This window comes from Halopseudomonas litoralis (assembly GCF_900105005.1).
GTDB classification, from domain to species: Bacteria; Pseudomonadota; Gammaproteobacteria; order Pseudomonadales; family Pseudomonadaceae; genus Halopseudomonas; species Halopseudomonas litoralis.
Genome location: NZ_LT629748.1, coordinates 199,347 through 223,006 on the forward strand (window position 1 = coordinate 199,347; position 23,660 = coordinate 223,006).

General features: G+C 55.8%; 32 protein-coding genes. 22 read left to right on the forward strand and 10 right to left on the reverse strand.

Annotation, left to right across the window (positions count from 1 at the left end):
• Complete coding sequence (locus BLU11_RS00965) at nt 1-270, forward strand: hypothetical protein (RefSeq protein ID WP_090271621.1); 270 nt, start codon at nt 1-3, stop codon at nt 268-270.
• Nucleotides 271-338: 68 nt separating this feature from the next.
• On the opposite strand, the gene nhaD is transcribed toward BLU11_RS00965, so the two are convergent.
• Nucleotides 339-1,712 carry a sodium:proton antiporter NhaD gene (gene nhaD / locus BLU11_RS00970; RefSeq protein WP_090271622.1) on the reverse strand — a complete coding sequence of 458 codons (1,374 nt, stop codon included), beginning with the start codon at nt 1,710-1,712 and terminating at the stop codon, nt 339-341.
• 283 nt (nt 1,713-1,995) lie between these two features.
• Between nhaD and BLU11_RS00975 the strand changes: the two genes are divergently transcribed.
• Nucleotides 1,996-2,250, forward strand: coding sequence for a Rho-binding antiterminator (locus BLU11_RS00975; protein ID WP_090271623.1), 255 nt, complete (start codon nt 1,996-1,998; stop codon nt 2,248-2,250).
• 81 nt (nt 2,251-2,331) lie between these two features.
• Here BLU11_RS00975 and BLU11_RS00980 read toward each other — a convergent pair whose 3' ends face one another.
• The 4 genes from BLU11_RS00980 to BLU11_RS00995 all read right to left on the reverse strand — a co-directional run bounded on the left by BLU11_RS00980 (nt 2,332) and on the right by BLU11_RS00995 (nt 7,983).
• The gene (locus tag BLU11_RS00980) at nt 2,332-3,126 is read right to left on the reverse strand and encodes an ABC transporter ATP-binding protein (protein WP_090271624.1); all 795 of its coding nucleotides are present in this window, start codon (nt 3,124-3,126) and stop codon (nt 2,332-2,334) included.
• Nucleotides 3,126-4,016, reverse strand: a complete 891-nt coding sequence (locus tag BLU11_RS00985; RefSeq protein ID WP_090271625.1) for an ABC transporter permease — start codon at nt 4,014-4,016, stop codon at nt 3,126-3,128. Before BLU11_RS00985 ends, BLU11_RS00980 begins: the two co-directional genes overlap by 1 nt.
• A gap of 59 nt (nt 4,017-4,075) precedes the next feature.
• Entirely contained in the window at nt 4,076-5,047 is a 972-nt protein-coding gene (locus tag BLU11_RS00990) for an ABC transporter substrate-binding protein (RefSeq protein WP_090271626.1), read from the reverse strand.
• Between the two features lie 86 nt (nt 5,048-5,133).
• Nucleotides 5,134-7,983: a valine--tRNA ligase gene (locus tag BLU11_RS00995; RefSeq protein ID WP_090271627.1), complete on the reverse strand. Its 2,850-nt coding sequence runs from the start codon at nt 7,981-7,983 to the stop codon at nt 5,134-5,136.
• Nucleotides 7,984-8,638: 655 nt separating this feature from the next.
• On the opposite strand from BLU11_RS00995, the gene BLU11_RS01000 reads away from it, so the two are divergent.
• From BLU11_RS01000 to BLU11_RS01030, 7 genes are all read left to right on the forward strand, one after another.
• Nucleotides 8,639-9,358, forward strand: coding sequence for a DUF4339 domain-containing protein (locus BLU11_RS01000; protein WP_090271628.1), 720 nt, complete (start codon nt 8,639-8,641; stop codon nt 9,356-9,358).
• A 565-nt stretch (nt 9,359-9,923) separates the two neighbouring features.
• On the forward strand, nt 9,924-10,505 hold the full coding sequence (locus BLU11_RS01005) for a hypothetical protein (protein WP_090271629.1): 582 nt from the start codon (nt 9,924-9,926) through the stop codon (nt 10,503-10,505).
• 39 nt (nt 10,506-10,544) lie between these two features.
• Nucleotides 10,545-11,585, forward strand: a complete 1,041-nt coding sequence (locus tag BLU11_RS01010; protein ID WP_157718493.1) for a hypothetical protein — start codon at nt 10,545-10,547, stop codon at nt 11,583-11,585.
• 26 nt (nt 11,586-11,611) lie between these two features.
• The gene (locus BLU11_RS01015) at nt 11,612-12,280 is read left to right on the forward strand and encodes a hypothetical protein (protein WP_090271631.1); all 669 of its coding nucleotides are present in this window, start codon (nt 11,612-11,614) and stop codon (nt 12,278-12,280) included.
• A 164-nt stretch (nt 12,281-12,444) separates the two neighbouring features.
• Nucleotides 12,445-13,044: a hypothetical protein gene (locus BLU11_RS01020; RefSeq protein ID WP_090271632.1), complete on the forward strand. Its 600-nt coding sequence runs from the start codon at nt 12,445-12,447 to the stop codon at nt 13,042-13,044.
• 99 nt (nt 13,045-13,143) lie between these two features.
• Nucleotides 13,144-13,464 carry an HNH endonuclease gene (locus BLU11_RS01025; RefSeq protein ID WP_090271633.1) on the forward strand — a complete coding sequence of 107 codons (321 nt, stop codon included), beginning with the start codon at nt 13,144-13,146 and terminating at the stop codon, nt 13,462-13,464.
• A 296-nt stretch (nt 13,465-13,760) separates the two neighbouring features.
• Nucleotides 13,761-14,399, forward strand: coding sequence for a DUF2959 domain-containing protein (locus BLU11_RS01030; RefSeq protein WP_407920240.1), 639 nt, complete (start codon nt 13,761-13,763; stop codon nt 14,397-14,399).
• 83 nt (nt 14,400-14,482) lie between these two features.
• Here the strand turns inward: BLU11_RS01030 and BLU11_RS01035 are convergent, their stop codons facing one another.
• Nucleotides 14,483-14,830, reverse strand: a complete 348-nt coding sequence (locus tag BLU11_RS01035; RefSeq protein WP_231702241.1) for an MDR/zinc-dependent alcohol dehydrogenase-like family protein — start codon at nt 14,828-14,830, stop codon at nt 14,483-14,485.
• A gap of 87 nt (nt 14,831-14,917) precedes the next feature.
• Here BLU11_RS01035 and tnpA point away from each other — a divergent pair, with 87 nt between their 5' ends.
• From tnpA to tnpC, 3 genes are all read left to right on the forward strand, one after another.
• Nucleotides 14,918-15,292, forward strand: coding sequence for an IS66-like element accessory protein TnpA (tnpA, locus tag BLU11_RS01040; protein WP_090271635.1), 375 nt, complete (start codon nt 14,918-14,920; stop codon nt 15,290-15,292).
• Nucleotides 15,289-15,624, forward strand: a complete 336-nt coding sequence (tnpB, locus tag BLU11_RS01045; protein WP_157718495.1) for an IS66 family insertion sequence element accessory protein TnpB — start codon at nt 15,289-15,291, stop codon at nt 15,622-15,624. The genes tnpA and tnpB overlap by 4 nt, the downstream gene beginning before the upstream one ends.
• Nucleotides 15,625-15,699: 75 nt before the next feature.
• Nucleotides 15,700-17,238, forward strand: coding sequence for an IS66 family transposase (tnpC, locus tag BLU11_RS01050; protein WP_090271637.1), 1,539 nt, complete (start codon nt 15,700-15,702; stop codon nt 17,236-17,238).
• Here the strand turns inward: tnpC and BLU11_RS01055 are convergent.
• Nucleotides 17,200-18,036 (reverse strand): alcohol dehydrogenase catalytic domain-containing protein, encoded by an 837-nt coding sequence (locus BLU11_RS01055; protein ID WP_231702242.1) that lies wholly within the window; start codon nt 18,034-18,036, stop codon nt 17,200-17,202. The two genes, tnpC and BLU11_RS01055, sit on opposite strands and share 39 nt — an antisense overlap.
• A gap of 452 nt (nt 18,037-18,488) precedes the next feature.
• Between BLU11_RS01055 and BLU11_RS01060 the strand changes: the two genes are divergently transcribed.
• The 7 genes from BLU11_RS01060 to BLU11_RS19475 all read left to right on the forward strand — a co-directional run bounded on the left by BLU11_RS01060 (nt 18,489) and on the right by BLU11_RS19475 (nt 21,191).
• Nucleotides 18,489-18,959, forward strand: a complete 471-nt coding sequence (locus tag BLU11_RS01060; RefSeq protein WP_090271638.1) for a DUF305 domain-containing protein — start codon at nt 18,489-18,491, stop codon at nt 18,957-18,959.
• A 140-nt stretch (nt 18,960-19,099) separates the two neighbouring features.
• Nucleotides 19,100-19,327 carry an aspartate/glutamate racemase family protein gene (locus BLU11_RS01065; RefSeq protein ID WP_231702305.1) on the forward strand — a complete coding sequence of 76 codons (228 nt, stop codon included), beginning with the start codon at nt 19,100-19,102 and terminating at the stop codon, nt 19,325-19,327.
• Nucleotides 19,281-19,907, forward strand: a complete 627-nt coding sequence (locus BLU11_RS01070; protein ID WP_231702243.1) for a class I SAM-dependent methyltransferase — start codon at nt 19,281-19,283, stop codon at nt 19,905-19,907. Before BLU11_RS01065 ends, BLU11_RS01070 begins: the two co-directional genes overlap by 47 nt.
• 28 nt (nt 19,908-19,935) lie before the next feature.
• Complete coding sequence (locus BLU11_RS01075) at nt 19,936-20,373, forward strand: DUF1810 domain-containing protein (RefSeq protein WP_090271641.1); 438 nt, start codon at nt 19,936-19,938, stop codon at nt 20,371-20,373.
• A 132-nt stretch (nt 20,374-20,505) separates the two neighbouring features.
• Complete coding sequence (locus BLU11_RS01080) at nt 20,506-20,715, forward strand: DUF4177 domain-containing protein (RefSeq protein WP_197674235.1); 210 nt, start codon at nt 20,506-20,508, stop codon at nt 20,713-20,715.
• 56 nt (nt 20,716-20,771) lie between these two features.
• Nucleotides 20,772-20,924, forward strand: a complete 153-nt coding sequence (locus tag BLU11_RS01085) for a hypothetical protein (protein WP_197674236.1) — start codon at nt 20,772-20,774, stop codon at nt 20,922-20,924.
• 102 nt (nt 20,925-21,026) lie between these two features.
• A complete protein-coding gene (locus BLU11_RS19475) occupies nt 21,027-21,191 on the forward strand; it encodes a VOC family protein (RefSeq protein ID WP_231702244.1) in 165 nt (54 codons plus the stop codon).
• Between the two features lie 60 nt (nt 21,192-21,251).
• On the opposite strand, the gene BLU11_RS01095 is transcribed toward BLU11_RS19475, so the two are convergent.
• From BLU11_RS01095 to BLU11_RS01105, 3 genes are all read right to left on the reverse strand, one after another.
• The gene (locus BLU11_RS01095; protein ID WP_090271643.1) at nt 21,252-21,524 is read right to left on the reverse strand and encodes a Txe/YoeB family addiction module toxin; all 273 of its coding nucleotides are present in this window, start codon (nt 21,522-21,524) and stop codon (nt 21,252-21,254) included.
• Nucleotides 21,505-21,777: a type II toxin-antitoxin system Phd/YefM family antitoxin gene (locus BLU11_RS01100; RefSeq protein ID WP_090271644.1), complete on the reverse strand. Its 273-nt coding sequence runs from the start codon at nt 21,775-21,777 to the stop codon at nt 21,505-21,507. The genes BLU11_RS01095 and BLU11_RS01100 overlap by 20 nt, the downstream gene beginning before the upstream one ends.
• Nucleotides 21,778-21,993: 216 nt before the next feature.
• On the reverse strand, nt 21,994-22,365 hold the full coding sequence (locus BLU11_RS01105; protein ID WP_090271645.1) for a hypothetical protein: 372 nt from the start codon (nt 22,363-22,365) through the stop codon (nt 21,994-21,996).
• 128 nt (nt 22,366-22,493) lie between these two features.
• Here BLU11_RS01105 and BLU11_RS19770 point away from each other — a divergent pair, with 128 nt between their 5' ends.
• The 3 genes from BLU11_RS19770 (at nt 22,494) to BLU11_RS01120 (ending at nt 23,634) form a co-directional block, all read left to right on the forward strand.
• Nucleotides 22,494-22,775 carry a DUF503 domain-containing protein gene (locus tag BLU11_RS19770; RefSeq protein ID WP_090271646.1) on the forward strand — a complete coding sequence of 94 codons (282 nt, stop codon included), beginning with the start codon at nt 22,494-22,496 and terminating at the stop codon, nt 22,773-22,775.
• A 69-nt stretch (nt 22,776-22,844) separates the two neighbouring features.
• The gene (locus BLU11_RS01115) at nt 22,845-23,240 is read left to right on the forward strand and encodes a ribonuclease domain-containing protein (protein ID WP_197674237.1); all 396 of its coding nucleotides are present in this window, start codon (nt 22,845-22,847) and stop codon (nt 23,238-23,240) included.
• 1 nt (nt 23,241) lies between these two features.
• Entirely contained in the window at nt 23,242-23,634 is a 393-nt protein-coding gene (locus BLU11_RS01120) for a barstar family protein (RefSeq protein WP_090271647.1), read from the forward strand.
• Nucleotides 23,635-23,660 lie beyond the last annotated feature (26 nt).

The following is a 23,660-nucleotide window of genomic DNA, read 5'->3' on the forward strand; positions in this document are numbered from 1 at the left end:
ATGAATTACCGCCATGCACTGCTGACCTGGCTAGGTACCGCGCTGTTGTTGGGCTTGAGCGTGCTGACTGCGGTTCTGCTGCCCGGGCGAACTCAGTATCTCATCAGTCTGGCGTCTGCCATGGGGATTGCCGCACTGATCATGCTGGTCTATATGCAGTTGCGCAGCGCGGACAGCATTCTGAGGACCTTTGCCTTGGCAGGGCTGGTGTGGTGGTCGTTTCTGCTGCTGATTACCGTGCTGGAAGTTCTCACTCGCCAGCAACTGTAACGCGAACCGGAAGGGCTCAACTGTTCTTCTGAGGCTACCGGAGCGCAGTGCGCCCCGGTAGCCAATTGTCACATGTACATCAGGAAATAGACCGCAGCCCCAGCGGTATACCCCAGGAACGCCAGCAGGCTGACGTGCTTGATGTACCAGAAGAAACCTATCTTCTCCATACCCATCGCCGCCACGCCCGCTGCGGAGCCGATGATCAGGCTGCTGCCGCCGGTGCCGGCGCAGAATGCCAGCAGTTGCCAGAACCTGCCGTCGGTGACGAACTGGCTGAGCCATTCGGATTCGGAGGCAGCGGCAGAGGCGAGCATGCCGTCGCTGACCAGGGGATACATTTTCATTGCCCCGGCGACCAGCGGTACGTTATCCACCACGGCCGATAGCAGGCCGACGGCGTAGTTGATGGCAAAGATGTTGCCCAGGCCGTCGCGCAGACCCATGGCTATCTGCCCCAGATGACCGGCTGTGGCGAGGCTGGATACTGCCAGCAGGATACCGAGGAAGAACAGAATGCTCGGCGTATCGACCCGGTGCAACACGCCGATCACAGACAACGGATGCTTGAGTTCAGCTTTCTTGTTGCGGTGCATTATCTCGGTAGCAACCCACAACACGCCCAGCCCGAACAGGATGCCCATATAAGGCGGCAGGCCGGTAACGGTCTTGAACACAGGCACAAACAGCAGCGCACCTATGCCCATCGCCAATACTATGTTGCGCTCCCGGTCAGTGGTGGCGTGACCGCCGTCGGCAACGTGGGCACGCAGACGGGGACGGGGCGCATCGCCTTTCAGGCGTACGCTGAGAATCGCCAGCGGCACCAGCAAACAGACGAGACTGGGAAGGAACAGCTCAAAGACAACCTGCTGGGCGGTAATCTGGCCCCCGATCCATAGCATGGTGGTGGTAACGTCACCAATCGGTGACCAGGCGCCGCCGGCGTTGGCGGAGATAACCACTACGCCGACATACAGCCAGCGCTCCGGCCGACCCCGCACCAGCTTGCGCAGCAGTGAAACCATGACGATGGTGGTGGTCAGGTTGTCCAGCACGGCGGAGAGAAAGAAGGTCAGTACACCGATAATCCACAGCAGCGAAACGCGCTTGCGGGTGGTAATACGGTCGGTGATCACCTTGAAGCCGCCATGGGCGTCGATCAGCTCGACGATGGTCATGGCGCCAAGCAGGAAGAAAAGAATCTCGGCAATTTCCCCGAGATGATGCCGCAGAGCCTCCACGACAATACCGGAGGAGTCGGCCGGGTCGTTACTGCCCAGCGTCAGGGTTGGCAGAATCTGATCTGCGCCCAGCACCAGCACCGCCCAGGTCATCCCGGCCGTAAGCAGCGCCGAGGCCGCCTTGTCGAGCTTGAGCGGATGCTCCAGCGCGATACAGAGATAACCCACTACAAAAATGACCGCCATCAGCACATACATCAGTCCGACTCCTTACCCTCTTCAAAGAACACAGGAATACCGAGCCCAGCCCCAAACCCAAATCCGGCGGGCTATTATCCGCGCCTGATGATGGCCCGGCCTTTACCCAGGTCAATTCTGCTCAGCGGGACACATCCTGTTACAGGAGGCGGACTTTACCTGATGCCGGGAATGATCGGTAGTACGGCGGTTATCGTATCGCCGGTCACGCAGGGTAGATTGGAGCTACACTCTTTGCTGCTCGCTCGATATAGCGACCACCACGGCCTTGGCGGAGCGTCCCATGATTACCTGCGACCAGTCCGATTATCTGGAAATTGCCTGCCTGTACCGCATCCCCATTGCCCTGGGCTGGGTGGATGGCCGCCGGGTCGAAGGCACACCGCTGGACACCGGCTATAACGAAAAACGCGAGGAATGTCTGCTGATGGATGTTGGCGGGAATCAGCAATGGGTAGTGCTGGCGAACTTTGAAGCAATGACAGCACTGGTCGAGAATAAGCACTTCACGGAGGTGCGCTTTGGCGCTCAGCGCTGACGCTGGAATGATATGAGCACTGCCGATCAGGGCGAGCGCGCCTTGGGGGCGTAGTGCAGGCGCGCTACACCCCGAAAGGCCTCAGCTCAGCAGCAGGGCATCATCCGAGAGCTTCTCACCGCGCACGGTTTCGAACATGCGCAATAGGTCGGGTACATCAAGCCCCTCGCGCTCATCCCCGGCCACATCCAGCACCACCTGCCCCTGATGCAGCATCACCGTACGATCGCCTACGTCCAGTGCCTGGCGCATGCTGTGGGTGACCATCATAGTGGTGAGCTGCTTTTCGGTGACGATGCGCGCCGTGAGCTGCAACACGAAGTCGGCCGTACGCGGGTCGAGAGCGGCGGTGTGTTCGTCCAGCAGCAGAATGCGTGACGGCTGCAGCGCGGCCATGAGCAGACTGACGGCCTGGCGCTGACCGCCGGAGAGCAGACCGATGCGGTCGGTAAGGCGGCTTTCCAGACCCAGGCCGAGGGTGGCCAGGCGCTCGCGGAATTCGTCGCGCATGGAGGTCTGGACCGCTTTTGCCAGGCCGCGGCGCTGCCCGCGTTGTTGGGCCAGTGCGAGGTTTTCCTCAATGGTCAGGTCTTCGCAGGTGCCAGCCATAGGGTCCTGGAATACCCGTGCCACGCGACCGGCACGGCTCCAGACGGGCAGCCGGGTGACGTCATCGCCGTCGATCAGGATCTTGCCGCTGTCTACCGGCAGGTCACCGGACACGGCGTTGAGGAAGGTCGATTTACCTGCCCCATTGGTCCCGATCACGGTAACGAACTGCCCGGTGGGAATGTCCAAGGACAGCCCTTGCAACGCGCGGGTTTCGATCGGCGTGCCGTGATTAAAGGTGATCTTGAGATTCTGTGCACTGAGCATCAGACGTGCCTCCTGCGAGTCAGGCGCTGTTTGACCAGTGGGATGACCAATGCGATGACCACCAGCACGGCGGTGACCAGATTCAGGTCCTGGGCCTGCAGACCGATGAAGTCGCTGTTCAAGGCCAGAGCAATGAAGAAGCGGTAGACGATGGCGCCGAGAATCACCGCCAGGGTCAGGTAGAAGATACGGCGGGCCGGGAGGATACTCTCGCCGACGATGACCGCAGCCAGACCAATGACGATGGTGCCGATGCCCATGGAAATATCCGCACCACCCTGGGTCTGGACGAACATGGCGCCCGCCAGGCCGACCAGTGCGTTGGAAATGGCCATGCCAAGAATGACCATGGCGCCGGTATTCACGCCCTGAGAGCGCGCCATGCGCGGGTTGGACCCGGTGGCGCGAATGGCCAGGCCCTGACGGGTGGCGAAGTACATGTCCAGCAGTACCTTGGCGACGATCACCACCACCAGCAGGATCAGTGGTCGGGCGATGTAGTCAGACAGCCATTGTGGCTGCAGGATGCTGAACATGGTCGGTTCCATGATCAGCGGAATATTCGGCCGGCCCATGATGCGCAGGTTGATCGAATACAGCGCAATCATCATCAGGATACTGGCCAGCAGATCCATGATTTTCAGGTGCACGTTGAGTACGGCGGTAACCATCCCGGCCAGCGCGCCGGCGGCCGTGGCGATGATGGTGGCCAGAAAAGGATCCATGCCATTGGAGATCAGCACAGCACAGACAGCGCCGCCCAGCGGGAAACTGCCATCGACCGTCAGATCGGGGAAGCGCAGCAGGCGGAAGGAAATGAATACGCCAAGCGCGACCAGGCCAAAAATCAAGCCAACTTCGAGGGCGCCAAACAGGGAAAACAGTGACATGGGTGTTAAGCCTTTGGTGAGCGGCTGTGCCGGCGCGGGGTGCGCCGGCACAGGTCAGATCATTCGATGACTTCGGCGGCTGAGTCGATCAGCTCCTGGGACAGGGTGACACCTTGGGCTGCAGCGGCGGAGCGGTTGATGTACAGGCTCAACTCGCCGGTCTTCTGCGGCGCAATGCTGCCGGGCTCTTCACCCTGCAGTATCCGCACCACCACTTTGCCGGCCTGCACGCCATGCTGGTAGTAGTCGATGCCCAGAGCGGCAATGGCGCCGCGCTTCACGCTATCGGTATCGGAGGCAATCAGCGGAATCTTGGTGTCGGTTCCCACCTTGACCAGCGACTCATAGGCCGACACCACGTTGTTGTCGGTGTTGGTGTAGATCACATCCACTTTGCCGACCAGGCTGCGGGCAGCGGAGCTTACGTCCACGGTGCGTGGCGCGGCAGCTTCAACCAGGGTCATGCCCATTTCCGGCAGTAGCTCGCGCAGGCGCTCGACCACGACCACGGAGTTGGCTTCGCCGGGGTTGTAGACCATGCCCACGCGAGTGGCGTCTGGCACCACACGTTTGACCAGCTCCATCTGGCGACCCAGCTCCAGCTCGTCGGAGACGCCGGTAACGTTGCTGCCGGATGGCTCCCAGTCGCGTACCAGCTGAGCCGCTATCGGATCAGTCACCGCGGCGAAGACCATCGGCACTGACTTGGTGCTGGCTACCACGGACTGGGCCGAAGGGGTGGCGATGGCAACGATCACATCCGGACGATCACCGACGAACTTGCGGGCGATCTGCCCGGCGGTAGCGGTATTGCCCTGGGCAGTTTGATATTGCCATTTGAGCTTGTCGCCGGTGTAGCCGGCTTCTTCCAGCGCTGCACGAACGCCGTCACGCACCGAATCCAGCGCGGGATGTTCAACAATGGCGGTAGCCGCCACTGACTTGGTATCGGCAACAACGCTGGAAAACGGGGCCGCCAACGCCATAGTCAGCGCGCCGAGGGATAACCACTTATTAATAGGTGACTTCATGTTATTTCCTTGTGGGCCGGCAGAAGGCCCTGTTCTGATTATTGTTTCCGTGTCACGGGTCAAACAGACGCATTATTCCCTGTCTGTCACAGATTGGCGATATGCTCCCGCTGTTCGCTCAACTGGCCCAGCGCCTTCTCTGCTTCGTCCAGCTTCGCGCGTTCCTTGTCGATCACCGCCGGCGGTGCCTTGGCAACGAAACCTTCATTGCCCAGCTTGCCACCGATGCGCTTGACCTCACCCTGCAGACGGCTGATCTCCTTGTCCAGACGCGCCAGTTCGGCACTCTTGTCAATCAGCCCAGCCATGGGCACCAGCACCTCCAGTTCACCCACCAGCGCGGTAGCGGACAGCGGCGCTTCTTCACCTGCAGCAAGAACGGTGATGGAAGCCAGCTTGGCCAGCTTGCGCAGGAAAGCGTCGTTCTCGTTCAAGCGGCGCTGGTCTTCGCTGCCAACCTTGCGCAGCAGCAGTTCCAGTTCCTTGCTCGGAGCGACGTTCATTTCGCCACGGATATTACGCACGCCGAGAATCAGATTCTTGAGCCATTCAATATCACCTTCGGCGGCGGCATCAATGCTGTCATCCGCCGCCACCGGCCAGGGCTGCAGCATGATGGTGTCGCCATCCTTGCCGGCCATTGGCGCGATGCGCTGCCAGATCTCTTCGGTAATAAAAGGCATGAACGGATGGGCCAGACGCAGGGCGGTTTCCAGAACGCGCACCAGGGTGCGGCGGGTACCACGCTGGCGCTCGGCCGGGGCGTTCTCGTCCCACAGTACCGGCTTGGACAGCTCCAGATACCAGTCGCAGTACTGGTTCCAGATGAACTCGTACAGGGCGGTGGCGGCCATATCGAAACGGAACTGATCCAGATGGCGGGTTACTTCCGCTTCGGTGCGCTGCAGCTGGGAGATGATCCAGCGGTCGGCCAGGGTCAGTTCAACGGGCTCGCCATTCACGCCAACATCCTTGTCCTCGCACTGCATCATCACGTAGCGCGCGGCGTTCCAGATCTTGTTGCAGAAGTTGCGGTAACCCTCGACCCGGCCCATGTCGAACTTGATATCACGGCCGGTGGAGGCCAGCGACAGGTTGGTGAAGCGCAGCGCGTCGGTACCGTAGGCGGCAATGCCATCCGGGAATTCGGCACGGGTCTGCTTCTCGATCGCGGCGGCCAGCTTGGGCTGCATCATGCCGCTGGTGCGCTTGGTGACCAGCGACTCCAGATCGATACCGTCGATGATATCCAGCGGGTCCAGCACGTTGCCCTTGGACTTGGACATCTTCTGGCCCTGACCATCACGCACCAGACCGTGCACATAAACGGTCTTGAACGGAATCTGCGCGCTGCCGTCCTCATGCTTCATCAGGTGCATGGTCATCATGATCATGCGCGCCACCCAGAAGAAAATGATGTCGAAACCGGTTACCAGCACATCGGTAGGGTGGAAGGTCTTCAGCGCCTCGGTCTGCTCCGGCCAACCCAGGGTGGAGAAAGTCCACAGGCCCGAGCTGAACCAGGTATCCAGCACGTCTTCATCCTGACGCAGCGCGATGTCGCCCAGATTGTGCTTGGCGCGCACTTCCGCCTCGTCGCGGCCGACATAGACGTTACCCGCCTCGTCGTACCAGGCCGGAATGCGGTGGCCCCACCACAGCTGGCGGGAAATACACCAATCCTGAATGTCGCGCATCCAGGAGAAATACATGTTCTCGTACTGCTTGGGTACAAACTGGATACGGCCATCTTCTACCGCCGCAATCGCCGGCTCGGCCAGCGGCTTGGTGGACACGTACCACTGATCAGTCAACCACGGCTCGATGGCTACGCCAGAGCGGTCGCCCTTGGGCGTCTTCAGGCTGTGCGGCTCGATCTTCTCCAGCAGGCCGGCGGCGTCGAAGTCTTCAACAATCTGCTTGCGTGCGACAAACCGATCCATGCCTGCGTAGGCGGCGGGCAGGGTAGCGTCCACTTCATCATTGACGCTGCCATCAATATTGAACACCTGGCCACGGGGCAGAACCGCCGCGTTCTTGTCCAACACGTTGATCAGCGCCAGGTTGTGGCGCTTGCCGACTTCATAGTCGTTGAAGTCATGGGCCGGGGTGATTTTCACGCAGCCGGTACCAAACTCGGGGTCGCAGTAATCATCACCCACAATCGGAATACGCCGGCCGACCAGCGGCAGCTCGACGAACTTGCCGATCAGCGCCTGGTAGCGCTCGTCTTCCGGATTCACCGCCACAGCGGTATCACCGAGCACGGTCTCCGGGCGGGTAGTGGCAACGATCAGGTAATTCTTGCCATCAGCAGTGGTCGCACCGTCAGCCAGCGGATAACGCAGATGCCACAGCGAACCGGTTTCGTCGTGGTTCTCCACCTCCAGATCGGAAATGGCCGTATGCAGCTTCGGGTCCCAGTTCACCAGACGCTTGCCACGGTAGATCAGCCCGTCCTCATGCAAGCGCACAAAGGCTTCCTGCACCGCCGCAGACATACCCTCATCCATGGTGAAGCGCTCACGGCTCCAATCCACCGAACTACCCAGACGACGAATCTGTCGGGTAATGTTGCCGCCGGACTCTTCCTTCCACTCCCAGACCTTCTCCAGAAACTTGTCCCGGCCCAGATCATGACGGCTCACACCCTGCGCACCCAGCTGACGCTCCACCACCATCTGCGTGGCAATACCCGCATGGTCCGTACCCGGCTGCCACAGGGTATTGCGACCCTGCATACGGCGGAAGCGGATCAGTGCATCCATGATCGAGTTATTGAAGCCATGGCCCATGTGCAGGCTACCGGTCACGTTCGGCGGCGGCAGGGCAATGGTGTACGACTCGCCAGAACCCTGCGGAGCAAAATAATTGTTCTGCTCCCAGGTCTGGTACCAGGAAGATTCAATAGCGTGGGGCTGGTAGGTTTTATCCATGGGTGTTTTGGCTGTCCGGTATATGGCTGGCGACGGTAAAGGGTGCTCCGGCAGTTTACAGGAGTCCGGCCCGGCCCGCCGATCGGTGGGGCTATAAGAGGCAGGATGCTCTGCGCGCCGTGAGACAGAGTCGCAAAACGGCCATTATAGCGAGGAGGGAGGGTGGTCGCATCCTTGTTTGCATGGCGTGCAGGGTGCATTGAGCGCCGGTCGAACGCCGCCCCGACGTCTGCATTCACCCTCTATGACTTTCCGACTATGGCCAAGCGCCATTCTTTGGGCTATGTTGACCTCAATGCATGGATCGCAGCCGTTCCCGCCCAAGGGCCAAGGACAGCCTACCTTCCATACCCGAATTGAGAGCGTACCGGCTTGCCTGCCTGTAGAGGGTGGGGCGGTAGCGTGCTGGCGAGGTGGGTTTCTATCCAGTAGTAATGGATTCATGAAAAGACGCAGTCAAGCGAATACGGGGTGGGCTGCGGTGCGATCTGTAAGTTATTGTTTTTAAATATATTTATGGCGGCGTGATTTCGGTGAAGCGGAGTTATACCGCAGTCACTGTTATGTATTAGTGCCGCATGCGGTCTAATCACTGTTAGACGGTTTAGCCCTACGTCTAGCATCTTACTAATCAAAAGGGCATGGAAATCTAAAAATGACAACATGGCACTATGTTGAAAGTGGGGCTCAAGTGGGCCCGCTAACCATAGATGAGATGAAGGCTGCTGTTGGTGATGGGAAAATCACTCCTTCAACTAAAGTTTGGCCTGGCGAAGGTGACTGGATTCATGCAAGTGAAACTTTGCTGTCCGAGTTTTTTGGAGTGCACGAAGCTACTACGCCACCTCCTTTAGCAGGAGAGGATATTGATAATAAGTTTATGTGGGTATTGGTAACAGTCCCCATTATTGGCGTTATCATTGATTTAATTGCGGGAACTGTTTTGTTTCTGCCCTCAATAATAGCAAACATCGCGCTATGTATGCTTGACGAGAAAAAATTGAAAGCAGCAGGCCACGCTGCGCCAGAACACTGGTCGGTATTTATCGTGCCCGTATACATATGGAAGAGGGCAGCATTGCTGAAACATAAAAAGCATTACTTTGGTGCTTGGGTTGCCGCATTTGTTTTATCAATATTGATCGATATTGGAGGCGCTCAAGCAGCTATTGAAGAAGCGGCCTGCCCGATCGTTACAGATATTATCAAAGAGCAACTTTATGGTTCAGCTAAATGCATGGGGGTGGCGATTGATAAAGAAGTCACGACGGGGTTCTATAAAGCAACCGCAACCTTGGATAACGGCAACGAACTGTTGATCACCATTGAAGAGCGGGATGATGGAATGATCTACGTTCAGATACCAAATCAGTAAATCGCCTAACAATCACATGCACCCGGACAGCAAAAAGCGGCGCGGCTTCCGCTACGCTCTAGCCACACCGCTTTTTGCTGCCGGTGATGTGAGGCGTTAAATCTCAACCGAGGATCATCATGGGGAGCAGGTATCGCAGCAAAAATAGTCTCGGATCAGTGGTAACCGATGTCGTTCGAGTTTGTTCCCGCCTTCCTTGGTGGGGCGCTCTGCTTGTTGGTCTTTGTGCGTACTTGCTAATTTACGTCGGTTTAGGCGGCTATCTTGAAGGTCAACTTGCTGCGCAAGAGGGCAGCAAGTTCTATCCTATTCTGGAGGCACGATATAGCCGATTTATCCGTTTAACGGCTTGGATTGGAAATGCCTGCCTGGTCGCGGGAGTATTTTTTGCTATTCGCAATCACTTCTTTGGGGCCAATGCTCAACGCACAGAAAAAGGTATTGTTGGCATAGTCGCCAGAATCTTGGGGCGAAGCATTGACTAAAAGATTTAACAATCGCGTCAAATGCGACGCTCGTACCTCGCGCGCTTTACGCGGGCGTTAGGCGCCTTGAGGAGGCTGCGGTGGACTGGATAGAAGTGATTGATAGCGCGGTGAAGATAGGTCTGGGCGCGGCCATCTCGGGTATTGGCGCCTTTCTCCTGACGCGGGACGCATATTCAAGGGAGATACAAAAAATAGCGCATGTCAGACGGCTCGACTCTTTAGAACAAGTCTCCGAAAAAGCAGAGGAATGCTTCTCAGCCTGGCGACGTCTGGCCAGTAAGTTGGGTGGCGTCTACGCTGGACGAAATCCTCCGGATCCTGACTTCTCAGAGCGACAGTGGAAGCAGATACTCGTTCGTGACCGAGAGTTCCTCGAAACAAGGCAGTCGCTTGAGCATGCCGTGGCGCGGCTTCGTCTACTTTCAGCGCGAGAAGCAGCGACTCGCTTGGCGAAATTCAACAGCATGGTCGGTGAGTTCCGCGAAAGTCTCATTCTCCAGCGTGCAACTCCATCGAGAGAAGGGTTTGCGCGCACTAGAGCAGAGGTGGAGGAGTGCATTCGGGAGTTTCACGAAGCTCTCAGCGCCATTTACTTAAGCGCAGATGAGCCGGCGCCTGACAAATCATTCAAGCCGACGCCGAGGCGCGGCGCGGCTTAATTTTGGCGTTAGGCGCCTATAGTTCTGAGAGAGCATGAAATGAATGGAGACCTACCACCAGAAGTAGTGGAAGCAATAAAGCACTTTCAAGAGCGAGCTGAAAAAGCGATTGCTTTAGAGGATTTTCTTAAAAATACCGAGTTTCCTCAAATAATTGATTTTAACGATCTTCCTTCTCTTGAGGAACGCGCCAAGATTTACATAAAGATCGCACAGGCTAGATACGCAGCTGGTGATATTTCTGAGCACGAGCTTGCATTTCATAGATGCTATGCAATCGAGGTTCAGATTCACGAAGCAAGGTGGTCAAACGGGCAATACGAAAACATACTTGGGCCAATATCAAAGAGGATGCGGGTCGTTGAAAAATCTCATGGACTTTCTGATGACGAGTATTGGCCGATATTAGAGGCGCCGGATGAATATAAAGAGCTTTCAAAAGAATACGATTTGGCCATGGAGCAGAAACTGCTAGAAGCATTTAGCGAGTTTGGTGCTGACGATTTAAAAGATTTGTATCTTAATGATCCTGACGAGTTCTATAAATTACACGACGCGGGCAGGGTCGCAGTTTTCCAAAAAGACGAACAGGCAAAGCTAAAATCAATCGCAATTTACTATGAGAATGAAGCTGGGGCTTGCGAGGAAGCTGGTTCTTTCTTGGCTGCGGCAGTTATGCTTGGCTCGGCTATTGAGACCAGGTTGATTTTGACCTGCCTCGAAAACGAGGTTCATGTAAGGAAGACTCTAGAGATTCTAGGGTTAACGAATCGACTTCTGAAGTCGAAGAATCCATTAACATGGACTCTGGATACTCTTATAAAGGTTTGCTCTGCTGCTGGTTGGATACCCAACTACGATACTGGGGAATACACATTTAGCGGGCAAGCCATGATGGAATTCTTGAAAGCTTCGAGAAATCAGGTCCATCCTAAGATAAAGGTAAAAAACAAAGGGTTGGTGGTGGGAGAAGAACAGTTCAAAGACATAAAATTTGCGCACCAACTTCTTTCTTCAACGTTAAACTGGCCTAACAAACCAAGGCAGAAGGACGCCGATAAAGCCGGCGCCTCTGCTTGAGGCGTTACAAGTCATCGAGGTTCTGAGTGAGTAATGAAATTCGGACGATAATTCAGAAGGCTGAAGAAACGCTCCAAACTGCTCGGTTTGGCTACGAGGATCTCACCTCCGGAAACCGGTACCGGAGGTATTCGGGCATCCGGAACTTGGTCGTTTTTGGCCGGTCGGTGACTTTCGTAATTCAGAACCTTAAAACGCCTGTTGGTTCTGATCGGTTTGATGCTTGGTATCAACCAATACAGGAAAAAATGAAGTCTGATGTTCTGATGAAGTATTTTGTCACGCTGAGAAACGAAATACTCAAGCAGGGAAAGCTCCCGGTCAGCACATCCGCCTCGGTTAACTTTTCATCTTCTGACATGGCAAAGTTGGGAACACCTCCCCCAGGAGCCATTGGATTTTTCATTGGAGATCAAACTGGTGGCAGTGGGTGGGAAATCGAATTGCCGGATGGGACAAATGAAAAGTATTACGTTGAACTTCCCGAGAGTATGGCTAAGGTTCAGCAGCACTTCAGTGAATTGCCGGTTCCAGATGATGACGATTTGAAGAAGAAGTCTATCGAGGAGCTTTGCGAATACTACCTGAAAGAACTGGAGGGGGTCGTAGATGAGGCTCGGAAAGCCTTCTTGGGTGAGGATACTCAAAGGGCCGGAGGGAAGAGGCTTCCTCCTTATTTGAGAGTAGTTAAATGACTTATAACCAGTGCAGGCAAGGGACGCTCCTGACGTCGCGCCCCTGCTGCAAGCGTTAGCGGTTAAGGAGTAATCGTTGAAGAGCTACAAAATTCTTGAGGGCAGCGAAGCGATAGCTCCCGCGTGTATTGCCAAGATAATTTCAGGGGGGCTTCTGCCAAAAGGTGGCGGCGCTGTCTGTGCCGGTGCTGGCTGAGTCGTTCATCAATTTGCTTATCTTCGTGCTTTGCCGGCCCGACATAAAAAGCAACTCACGCCTTTACGACAACTTTGTCCGTTCAAATATCGATGTGAAGATTCAATCCCTTCACATCAACTGCATAGGGTTTATCTCGGAAGTCAGCTGGTCTTCGCCAGAGTGTGCCAAATACAACTCGATTGTTAATGAACGAAACGATTTACTTCACGGCAATTTCGTGGTGGGAAAGTTGAAGTTCAATGAAGTCTTCTTCAACGATAAGGTACCTGTTTTCAAGGAGTATCGTTCAATGTGGGCGCAGTCTGTGGGGGTATCCATTGAATACTCCGGCGTTCATAAAGTGTCCCAGGACATTTCAGTTGTAGAGGATTTCATTGAGTATGTATTGTCTTGCCTTGAGCCGAAGATCCGAGAGCAAGTAGAGATCTTCATGGCGAAACGCGATTTGGGCAGGAACAAGGCTAACAATCGCCTCGGAGTTCTTTTTCCTGACACAGTGGTTGATTTTGGGGTGTCTGTAGTGCCCGAAGATAAAGTCGCGAGTGATGATATCCCAGAAGAATAAGTGGACCACCGCTAACAAGCAGCTGCAGCGGAGCAAACTACGCTGCGCTCCATTTGCCCGCTGAGCTGGACGTTAAGCGGTAAAAGGTAAGCATGAACAATGGCAAATAAGTGGAATATTCCGGATTGGCTCGAAAAAGAGATTCGGGCACGCGATACGGCATGCGTCTATTGCGGCAATGAGTTTACCTCCGTCGCAGTATCGAGAAAATCTGTGGCTAGCTGGGAGCACATTATCAACGATGCCAGAATCATCACGCGGGAAAATATTGCCCTTTGCTGCTGCGGTTGCAATGCTAGCAAGGGTCAAAAGCCTCTAGCTGTCTGGCTGCAAACCAAATATTGCAAAGATCGTGGCATCACGCCGGAAACTGTGGCTCCGGTGGTAAGACAGGCCCTGGAATATGGATTAGTGGTGTAGCGCTTAACAAGGCGCTCAAGTTCGTTCCCAGCCTAGCGGCCGTCCACCGGACATCCCTGACGGGTCGCCGCTTAGCTTTGTGTTAAGAACACGAATTCGAGCACACCATGTCGGTGGGCACTGGCGATGCATTTACAAGTTACGGTTATTCGAGAAGCAGTGAAACGATGCCGGTCGACCGGAGGCGTTCGTTTTGTCGATGCAACTTAAGGGTACCACCTTCCAGCCTCCAGAAAGGCTATCATCTGTCCCATTCAAGCTCGCAAGAACCCAGCTGAGGGGAAGGGCATATGTCGATAAGTCGTTGTTTTTTATTTGCTTTATTGGTAGCGGCGCTGGCGGGTTGTCAGTCGGCGTATTACGGCGCTATGGAGAAAGTGGGTGTTCACAAGCGCGACATCATGGTCAATCGCGTGGAGTCGGTCCAGGAGGCGCAGACTGATGCCAAGCAACAGTTCGAATCCGCCCTGGCGCAATTTCGATCCATTATCCAGATTAAAGACCAGGACTTGGCAGCACGCTACGACAGGTTGAACGACGAATACGAAGACAGCAAAGCTGCCGCTCAGTCAGTGACCAAGCGCATCGATGCGGTCGAAGACGTGTCCGAGGCCTTGTTCGATGAGTGGGAGGAAGAAATCGAGCTGTACAGCAATGCCAACCTCAAGCGCCAGAGTGCAGCGAAGTTAAGTCAGACTCGGCGGCAATATCAGGGGCTCATCAAGGCGATGCGTAGCGCAGAGAGCCGCATGGAGCCCGTATTACAGGCATTCCAGGATCAGGTACTGTTTCTGAAGCATAATCTGAATGCGAGAGCCATTGACTCGTTACAAGGTGAGCTGGGGACGATAGAAACAGATGTCGCTCAGTTGATCAGGGAAATGGAAAAGTCCATTGCTGAATCAGAGGCCTTTATCAGGAGCCTCCAGGATTAAAAGCAGGATCACCTTTCATGCAGGCGCTGGAGCCAACCTCACTCCAGCGCCCTTGGGCTGGCCTTAAGGCCACACGCTAAACGTTAGCTCTGAGGTTTGATCAGGAACTTCTCCCCGGTAGCCTGTTTGCCGTACACCGAGAGCGCATCCAGCTGTAACGCACCGGCCAGGGATACTTCGTGGGTGTAGTGGCTGGCAAAGGTGGTCTTGATTTCGGCGGCTATGCGCTTGCGCATGGCGGCGGCGGTGTCCTTACCCAGTTTCCCCAACGCATTGAACAGCAGGAAGCCGTTTACGCCCCAGGCAAAACCAAAGGTGCGGTTGAGCGTGATGGGGCCACGGTCCAGGCCGCCATAGATATACACCTGCTTGTAGATATCAGATCCGTACACGCTGTATTCAGTCATGTTGCGCGAGACGGCGGCTTCCATGCAGGGTAAGCGTCTGGTGATCCCATCTTGAGCGTCCTGCTATAGGCATCAGGATAGTGTCCACTTATTTTCTAGTGGACACTATCGATGGACTCATTAAGCGTAACCACCCCTAAACGTACACGCCGCCGTTTTTCTCCCGAATTCAAAGCCAGCATCGTTGCTCAGTGCCGTCAGCCGGACGTCTCCGTGGCCCGTATTGCCCTGGACAATGAGCTCAATGCCAACCTGGTCAGACGCTGGGTCAGTCAGGCACGAGAAGGCGGAGCACCGCTGGCAACCCCCGGGTTCATGCCAATCAACTTGCCCGCCGTCGCACCGTCTCCGGGCGGCCGGCCGGTCTCGAATGCTGGCAATACCATCCGTATCGAGATACACCGGGCCGGTGGTGCGGTTGTGGTGGAATGGCCCACAGAACAGGCCCAGCAGTGTGCCGTCCTGTTGCGGGATCTGCTGGGATGATCCGCATTGATGAGATCTGGCTGGCGACCGAACCGCTGGATATGCGCGCCGGTGCCGATACGGCACTGGCGCGGGTGGTTCAGGTGTTTGGCTCGGCCAGACCTCACTGCGCCTACCTATTTGCCAACAAACGGGGCAACCGGATGAAGGTGCTGATCCATGACGGCCTGGGTATCTGGCTGTGTGCCCGCCGACTGAACCGGGGCAAGTTCCACTGGGGCGAAGCCTGGCGCGGCGAGCGTCTGCGGCTGACCGATGAGCAAGTCATGGCGCTGGTCCAGGGGCTGCCCTGGCAGCGCCTTGGTGAGGCAGGCGTCATCTCGGTGCTGTAACCACAACCTGGCCAGCAGAGCCATCACCAAATAAGGGAATCGCGACGAGGCCTGGGGATTGGCATACTGCCAGCCATGACTCAGCGACCCGACCTCAATCAACTCTCTACCGACCAGCTCCGCGCCCTCGCGATGGAGCTGCTTGATCGCGTGGAGAGCAAAGATCGGGAGTTGCATTACACCAAGGCCGTGAACGAAAAGCTCACCCATGAGCTGGCCATACTTAAACGCCACAAGTTCGCCCGTCGCAGCGAACAGCTGGATGGGCATCAAGGGCTGCTGCTGGAAGAGCTGGTGGATAGCGACATCGCAGCCATCGAGGCCGAGCTGGCCGAGCTCACAGAGGCCCTGCCTCCTGACACCAAACCCAAGCAGCAGCCCAAACGTGCGCCGCTGCCGCCAGAACTGCCCCGGACACTGATCCATCACGAGCCTGAGTCCACGCAGTGCCGCTGTGGATGTCAGCTCAAGCGTATCGGCGAAGACGTCAGCGAAAAGCTGGATTATGTGCCGGGTGTGTTTACCGTTGAACGCCATGTCCGCGGCAAGTGGGCCTGCAACCAATGCAGCACCCTGACCCAGGCGCCGGTTCCGGCACAGGTCATCGACAAGGGCATTCCGACCTCCGGTCTGCTGGCCCAGGTACTGGTAGCCAAATACGCTGATCATCTACCGCTGTATCGCCAGGAACGCATCTTTGGCCGCGCTGGTCTCACCATTCCTCGCTCCACCCTGGCCGAATGGGTAGGCGCTTGCGGCGTCCAGCTGCAACCGCTGGCCGATGCCCTGAGAATGGCCCTGCTGGAACACGGCGTTCTGCACGCTGATGAAACGCCGGTCAGCATGTTGGCTCCCGGCAAGAAGAAAACCCACAAAGCCTACGTCTGGGCCTACAGCACCACCCCGTTCGCTGATCTGAAAGCGGCCGTTTACGACTTCGCCCCAAGCCGGGCGGGTGAGCATGCCCGCACCTTCCTGGGTGACTGGCAAGGCAAGCTGGTGTGTGACGATTACGCTGGTTATAAGGCCGGGTTCGGCAATGGCATCATCGAGATCGGCTGCATGGCCCATGCCCGGCGCAAGTTCTACGACCTGCACGTCGCTAATCAGAGTGTGCTGGCCGAGCAGGCACTGGAGTACATCAAACTGTTATACCAGGTCGAGCGGGAAGCCAAAGACCTGGCACCGGAACAGCGCCAGGTCATGAGGGCCACACAAGCCAAACCTATTGCCGAGGCGCTGCATAAATGGATGCTGGCCCAGCGGGAAAAGGTGCCGGACGGGACAGGGACAGCCAGAGCTCTGGATTACAGCCTGAAGCGCTGGGCAGCACTGACACGTTACCTGGATGACGGGGCTGTACCGATCGATAACAACTGGGTTGAAAACCAGATCCGGCCTTGGGCACTGGGCCGCTCCAACTGGCTGTTCGCCGGATCGCTACGCAGTGGTCAGCGTGCCGCGGCCATCATGACCCTGATCCAGTCCGCCAAACTGAATGGGTATGATCCCTATGCCTATCTGAAGGATGTGCTGACCCGACTGCCGACGCAGAAGAACAGCGCTATCAATGAATTACTGCCGCACAACTGGAAGCCGGCTATCAACCTGTGATTGCCGGACGCTTACCATGCAGGTGAGGATGTTGCTGGTCAAGCGTCCGCCACCGATAGGGTCGAAAGCGATGGTCGCGCCGGTGTCGATAAGTGCCTGGGTCAGGTCTGCCATAAAGCTGTCGCTGCTGGAGTTGACCACGTATTTGGCACCCAGGTCGCGCAACAATGCTTCCTGTTCCGGCTTGCGGACGATATTGACCAGGTCGATGCCGTCGGCGATGCAGATGCGGTTGAGCATTTGTCCGAGGTTGGAGGCGGCGGCCGCGTGGACGATGGCCTTGTGACCTTCGGCGCGCATGGTTTCTACCATAGCCAGTGCAGTAAGCGGATTAACAAAGCTGGAGGCGGCTTCGACTGCCGTGGTACCCGGCTCCAGTTCCAGACAGCTTTGAACATTGGCACACAGATATTTGCGGTAGCTACCACCGCCAATGAAGGCAACGGTTTTGCCCATCAGGCTTTGCGCAGCAGCTGATGAGCCAGCCGCGACGACGGTACCGGCGCCTTCGTTGCCCACGGGAATGGATTTGCCCACCCGCTTTTTAACGGCACCCATGAACTTCGCCGGGACATCGGCACTTATGACGGGGCGGTCGGCGCTACCGGATTGCCGGGCAGTTGTCATGTCGGCTACGCTGAACATCACTCCCAGGTCAGACGGGTTGATGGGCGCGGCTTCGACGCGGATGACCACTTGGTTTTCGCCTGGCTGCGGGATCTCGATCTCGCGCAGGGCAAGCTCCAGTTTGTTGTTTTCGCTAATGGTCGAAGTCAGTTCGATATTGGTATCTGACACTTTATTCTCCTGAAACGTTAAGTGGTCTGGTGCTTCGCTACCGTTGTTACCGCACAAGATGCGGGGCAAACCCTTGGCGCCTGCTTGATCCGCGTGGCTGGACTGTCTGATCGTAGAGATCAATGGGTAGAGTAGCTGACTTATGCGGTCAGTTTCCGTAAGAACTGCAGGCCACCATGACACGATTCACGCTTGGGCCACGTCCAACGCAATACCATTTGCGGATGCGTGGGGATGTAATCGAAGGGACGATCGCGCTCTGAGCATAAAAGAACATTTTACGCATGGGCGAGCCGGCGAATGGTGCCCGGTCTGCTGTGACTCAGGCTATGTTTCAAGACTGGCCGGGCGCGAGTCAAGGCCAAGGGGTGGGTTGCAGGCGCAGAATTTAGTGCAAATGCGCATAACAATGTCTACTGTTGTTCGTAAAACTGACGTCATGGGAGAGATCGATGCATTCATACAGAAATTTCATCCTGATGATAGTGTGTTCTTCCACACTGATGTTCTGTTTGATGTACCTAAATACTTATCAATTTAGCCACGTTTGGTTTAGTCAAACTCGCATGTTCATGACATTCATCATGGCAGGCTGCATGGCGCTAGTAATGCTCTTCTTCATGCGCCACATGTACAAAAACCGGAAGGCCAACTTCGCTATTGTAATAGGCAGCGTTGCCCTGATGGGCCTTGGCTTGTGGCTCGTTCGCAGTCAAGGAACTGTTGATGATGTCGCCTGGATGAAAGCTATGATTCCGCACCATTCAATAGCAATCCTGACAAGCGAGCGGGCCAATATCACCGACCCGCGTGCTAGGAAACTCGCTGATGATATCATCGAGACGCAGCGCCGGGAGATTGCCGAGATGGAGTTTCTGATCCAGGACATAAGCAGCCAATCCGAAAACGGATTACGCGAGTGACGTCTATTCATGCCGAAGCTGTTGGCAGAATAGCATTGCAACTTTTGTGGTGGGAGCCTAGTTAGAAACGGCTGACACCACAGGCTAATGGCATCCAGGTCGTCGTTCCAGATGAGCTTCAGCGGGAGCGGATTCATTTGGTGATTTATAAGGAGTTGTGCCTAGGTGTGGTCAAGCCTGAATCAAAAGCTGATTATCTGGGGGTAATCGCTTCTCTGGCCGAGCGTGGCGCCCAAGGGGTAATCCTTGGCTGTACGGAGATTGGATTGTTGATTCAGGACGCTGATACTGACGTTCGGCTCTATGACACGACGCAAATACATGCAGAGCAAGCAGTGCAATATGCCTTCCATGCCAGACAAAAATAACCAGGGCTGGGAAGCCTTCTATGCTGCCAATCAAGATCGTGCGGCCTCGCCATTGCTCCGTCGCGCTCTGGGCCCCGACTGTCGGCCGCGCGGCAATGCCCATGCCGTCGACCTCGGCTGCGGCGCCGGCCTGGAGACAGCCATGCTGTTGAACACAGGATGGGATGTTCTGGCTGTTGATAAGGAGCCTGGGGCTATCGCCCGCTTGGAAGCGCTGAAGACTGCCCACCTCGGTTCTCGGCTGACGACGCTTGAGGCTCGATTTGAAGAGCTGCGAAGCTTGCCATCTTCCGCTCTCGTTCACGCAGGGCTTAGCCTGCCTTTCTGCGCGCCGCTGGACTTTGCCCAGCTGTGGGCATTGATCCAATCATCGCTGGAGCCCGGCGGCGTATTCGTTGGCCATCTCTTCGGCGATAGGCATGAATGGTCCACGCATTCCAAGATGAGCTTTCACACGAGACGCGAAGTCGAAGATTTGTGCAGCGGTTGGACGATCGAACTTCTACGCGAATCCGAGGGTGATGGTGGGCTTGTACCGCACCATTGGCATCGGTTCGACCTTATCGTCCGGAAACCCTAGTCTGAGAACAACATCCACCGGAGGACCCATGACCAACGATTTTGACCTGAGCCGATTCACCGACGCCCAGCAATCCTCATACGCCACGGCCCTGGCGGAGCTGCGCGCTGGCCACAAGCGCACACACTGGATCTGGTATGTGTTCCCCCAGCTACGGGGGCTGGGGCGCAGTTCTACTGCTGAGCGTTATGGCCTGACCGGGCTGGCGGAGGCCCGCGCCTACCTTGCGCACCCGGTGCTGGGGGAGCGGCTTCGTGAAGCGACAGAGGCGGTATTGGTGCATGAGGCCAAGGGCGCGAACTCGGTGTTGGGCGAGCTGGATGCAATGAAGTTCCGGTCCTGCCTGACGCTGTTCTCGCTCGCTGATCCGTCGGAGCCGCTTTTTCGCCGTGCGCTAGAGGTTTTCTTTGGCGGGCAGTTGGATGAGCAGACGCTCAAGTTGCTGCAAGCGCAGTGTGGCAGCTGACAGCTTGGCCACGAGTCCCCGGCATGACTTTGGCTGCAGCTAATTGTCCTGCTGCGGGCTTTGGCATATTGTATGGCGACGGCACGAGTGGAAGGTGCTGTTAGTAAGTTGTTCAATCAAAGGGAGTTGGTAATGGAATACAAAGTGGTTATTTATCAGGAAGGTATGCTTGGGTCGCTGTTGTTGGGTGGGTCGAAGGTCAACCCGCTCAAGTTTTCTGACTTCTTGAACAAGAACAGCTCCGAGGGCTGGCGAGTCCAGACCATGGAGAAGGACATCCGCCGGATGCTGCTGTTCTGGAAGCGCGAAGCCTATGTGGTCATCCTCGGTAGGGACAAATGAAGTACGGGTCGATCATTTGCACCGGCCTGTTCGTATTAGGGGTGGCGCTATCTCTCGTGCAGTTATGGTTTGCACCGCTTGATCCGGCGTTGTTTTTCAAGCTGATCATAACGATTACTGCACTGTTCGTTGTCGCTCTGGGCATTACCCTGGTGTTCAAGGAATACCTGTCGGAAAAGGAGATGAAGAAAAAGGGATTTATCGACTGACTGATGTTTATGGTCCGGCGGGTATGCGACTGCGTATTCGCTCGGTCTGATCTCGATATCAATCTACATTCTTTGTCTCAAGGCCCACCGGGGAGGCGCGCCATGAAACCTCGAATCAGTGTAATCACCCTGGGCGTGGATGACCTCGATCGCGCGCTGGTGTTCTACCGGGACGGGCTTGGCTTCAATACCGACGGCATCATTGGTCACGTAATAAAGGGGTCAGGTACATATACGCATGTGTATCACTTCGCCACAAACGTCTAACCATTCCATTGAGCGGATGTCCGACCGGATGCACCGGCCGGCCACCGCTCATGTCAAACGTTAGGGCTGGTCGTAGTGCCCGCCGATGGCGAATATGTAAATGGACTTCTCGTCAAATCGATATATAAGCCGATCTTTCTGCGAAATCCGTTTTGACCATAGGCCAGCAAGATTGTGCTTGAGTGGCTCGGGCTTACCCAGCCCCGATGACGGATCCTCAGACCGGAGTATGTCTTTGAGTAGTTTACATAGGGCCTTGTGTAGCCGCTTGTCCTTTTCGCGCATGGCCTCATACGCTTCCCAGGTATTACCCTCAAATACCAGTGATCTCATTCATCTGCTCGTCAGTCGGTTTGTATCCTTGTCCCTGGGCATGGGTTTCAAGGGAGTCGGCTATCTGCTGCATTAGACTCTTGCTTTGAAAGACGTGAAGGGTTTCCTGCTCGCGCTCCCAGTCTTCGGCGCTTATAACCACAAAGGCCTCACCTGCTCGTCGAGTCACCTTGAGAGGCTCATGCCGGCTAACTGCTTGCTCTACAAGGGCTTTCAGGTTGTCCCTGAATTTGTTTACGCTGACTGTATCCATGATCGCTCTCTTGTGTACGGAAACTCCGTACGATTGTACAGCAAAGGCCCAAACAAGGCCAAGCCCACAGCGACAGCTTCTCCGCAGCGGCTTCGCCTACACTACAGAGCTGCGAATAAAGGGGTCAGGTACATATACGGGTACATATACGGGCAGCGGTGTGTGCAGAATCATCTAGCGTTGTGCTGATTCTAGGGCCCGTATCAGGGGCCGCCGCTATAGCCCCAAATACTCTGCTATCAAAAACGCTTCACCCTTGCCTTCATACTTGCCGAAATAACTGACCGGTTCGCGGACATCGTCTTCGATATAACCCACCTCGCAATCAATGTCATATTGCTCGGCCAGCCTGTTGAACAGGTCCACGGGGAAATTAAGGTGAATGTTCTTCGTCACGGGCTGACTTATTCCCAGCTGCCAGTCTTCGCAATCGTCGCTCTCGCACTCGTTGATCAGCGTGACATTGTTGGCTGCATTGGCATCAACATACGCCTGCAAAGCCGCTTGCAGTTCCGGCAGGTTCTGCCTCAGTTTTTTCTCTCGTTTTTCTTCGAGGCGGTCGCAGGCGATCAGCAGGTATATAAGCATTTGAACTGTCCGGGTTGGATTTTGGCTACTTTACCATAGGGCTTGGGTTTCCATGGCTGGCAAACCTTGGGCTCCTGTGGGGCCTTTTCCCAGGAGGGGTACCGTCAACTGGCTGTGGAGACTGCGTCATGCAAATCGTTGTGTTAACCCTGACATTTTCACTCCCAGGCTGTCGCTCGCTGAAAGAGAAGCGCCAGCGAATAGGTGGGATTCACGAGCGCTATGGGCGTAACCCTGCGGTGGCCGTTTGTGAAAGTGGTGATCGCGAACGACTGGATGCAAGTGAATGGACTTTCGTTGTGGTTGGCAACTCGTCACAAGAGCTGGACTCGCTGTGTAGCGAGATCGAAGACCGGATACAGCGTACAGTCGAGGCCAGGGTGACGGATGTGGTTCGTGAACGGTTGTAGTGGTCAGCAGTTATTGAGGGTAGAGTTTCCCCATCCATTGCCCTGCTAAAAAGGACTTAAGTACATACCGTGAAGAAAATTCTGATTGTTCTGGCCTTCGCTTTTGGCCTGTTCCAGCTTCAGCAGGGCGGGCATCTCGATGCCTTTATCGATGGCGCCGGCTTTACTCAGTCTGGCTCTGCCAGCCACTCGCAGCTGTCGGCGCAGGACCAGCAGCTGTACAAGACGTTGGAGCGGATCAGTCGGAAGGGGCCATTTCCCTACCAGCGTGATGGCATCACCTTTGAAAACCGGGAGCGGCTGTTGCCGATCAAGCCGAGGGGGTACTACCGGGAATACACGGTGGACACGCCGGGATTATCACACCGTGGCCCACGACGAGTGGTGACAGGCGGTAATCCGCCTGTGGAGTTCTATTACACGGAGGATCATTACCGGTCCTTCACCCGCATCAAGGGGCATTGAGATGAGCGCAGCAGCCAGTCAGCCAGCGGCAATCACCTGGCAGCCCAGGGGCCAGCTTGATCAACCGGCCATCGCGCTGGATGCAGATAACAGATTGAACAAGTCGACCCTGCTGCGAGCGCTCAGCGAGTCTTTCCGTTTTCCGGATTATTTCGGTGAGAACTGGGATGCAGCCTATGACCTATTGCTTGATGAGGTGGATCAGTTAACAGAACCTGCGCTCTGGCGTTTTTCAATTGATCGCGCGGCTGAGATGGATAAGACTGATCTGGCGGACTGGATTCAGTTGATGACGGACCTCTGTGCTTATGCCGAGTCCCGAGGACATGGATTGTGGGTGGAGATATACAGTGATGCAGAGGTTAACTACGACACATTTGATCGGCCCGTGTAAGTAGGGTCAGTTCAGAATGTCCCCCT

What these genes read in the sequence shown, in the direction of transcription:
- BLU11_RS00965 (WP_090271621.1), top strand. Translation starts at nt 1, where the DNA reads ATGAATTACCGCCATGCACTGCTGACCTGGCTAGGTACCGCGCTGTTG.
- nhaD (WP_090271622.1), bottom strand. Translation starts at nt 1,712, where the DNA reads ATGTATGTGCTGATGGCGGTCATTTTTGTAGTGGGTTATCTCTGTATC.
- BLU11_RS00975 (WP_090271623.1), top strand. Translation starts at nt 1,996, where the DNA reads ATGATTACCTGCGACCAGTCCGATTATCTGGAAATTGCCTGCCTGTAC.
- BLU11_RS00980 (WP_090271624.1), bottom strand. Translation starts at nt 3,126, where the DNA reads ATGCTCAGTGCACAGAATCTCAAGATCACCTTTAATCACGGCACGCCG.
- BLU11_RS00985 (WP_090271625.1), bottom strand. Translation starts at nt 4,016, where the DNA reads ATGTCACTGTTTTCCCTGTTTGGCGCCCTCGAAGTTGGCTTGATTTTT.
- BLU11_RS00990 (WP_090271626.1), bottom strand. Translation starts at nt 5,047, where the DNA reads ATGAAGTCACCTATTAATAAGTGGTTATCCCTCGGCGCGCTGACTATG.
- BLU11_RS00995 (WP_090271627.1), bottom strand. Translation starts at nt 7,983, where the DNA reads ATGGATAAAACCTACCAGCCCCACGCTATTGAATCTTCCTGGTACCAG.
- BLU11_RS01000 (WP_090271628.1), top strand. Translation starts at nt 8,639, where the DNA reads ATGACAACATGGCACTATGTTGAAAGTGGGGCTCAAGTGGGCCCGCTA.
- BLU11_RS01010 (WP_157718493.1), top strand. Translation starts at nt 10,545, where the DNA reads ATGAATGGAGACCTACCACCAGAAGTAGTGGAAGCAATAAAGCACTTT.
- BLU11_RS01025 (WP_090271633.1), top strand. Translation starts at nt 13,144, where the DNA reads ATGGCAAATAAGTGGAATATTCCGGATTGGCTCGAAAAAGAGATTCGG.
- BLU11_RS01035 (WP_231702241.1), bottom strand. Translation starts at nt 14,830, where the DNA reads ATGGAAGCCGCCGTCTCGCGCAACATGACTGAATACAGCGTGTACGGA.
- tnpA (WP_090271635.1), top strand. Translation starts at nt 14,918, where the DNA reads ATGGACTCATTAAGCGTAACCACCCCTAAACGTACACGCCGCCGTTTT.
- tnpB (WP_157718495.1), top strand. Translation starts at nt 15,289, where the DNA reads ATGATCCGCATTGATGAGATCTGGCTGGCGACCGAACCGCTGGATATG.
- tnpC (WP_090271637.1), top strand. Translation starts at nt 15,700, where the DNA reads ATGACTCAGCGACCCGACCTCAATCAACTCTCTACCGACCAGCTCCGC.
- BLU11_RS01060 (WP_090271638.1), top strand. Translation starts at nt 18,489, where the DNA reads ATGCATTCATACAGAAATTTCATCCTGATGATAGTGTGTTCTTCCACA.
- BLU11_RS01070 (WP_231702243.1), top strand. Translation starts at nt 19,281, where the DNA reads ATGCAGAGCAAGCAGTGCAATATGCCTTCCATGCCAGACAAAAATAAC.
- BLU11_RS01075 (WP_090271641.1), top strand. Translation starts at nt 19,936, where the DNA reads ATGACCAACGATTTTGACCTGAGCCGATTCACCGACGCCCAGCAATCC.
- BLU11_RS01080 (WP_197674235.1), top strand. Translation starts at nt 20,506, where the DNA reads ATGGAATACAAAGTGGTTATTTATCAGGAAGGTATGCTTGGGTCGCTG.
- BLU11_RS19475 (WP_231702244.1), top strand. Translation starts at nt 21,027, where the DNA reads ATGAAACCTCGAATCAGTGTAATCACCCTGGGCGTGGATGACCTCGAT.
- BLU11_RS01095 (WP_090271643.1), bottom strand. Translation starts at nt 21,524, where the DNA reads ATGAGATCACTGGTATTTGAGGGTAATACCTGGGAAGCGTATGAGGCC.
- BLU11_RS01100 (WP_090271644.1), bottom strand. Translation starts at nt 21,777, where the DNA reads ATGGATACAGTCAGCGTAAACAAATTCAGGGACAACCTGAAAGCCCTT.
- BLU11_RS01105 (WP_090271645.1), bottom strand. Translation starts at nt 22,365, where the DNA reads ATGCTTATATACCTGCTGATCGCCTGCGACCGCCTCGAAGAAAAACGA.
- BLU11_RS19770 (WP_090271646.1), top strand. Translation starts at nt 22,494, where the DNA reads ATGCAAATCGTTGTGTTAACCCTGACATTTTCACTCCCAGGCTGTCGC.
- BLU11_RS01120 (WP_090271647.1), top strand. Translation starts at nt 23,242, where the DNA reads ATGAGCGCAGCAGCCAGTCAGCCAGCGGCAATCACCTGGCAGCCCAGG.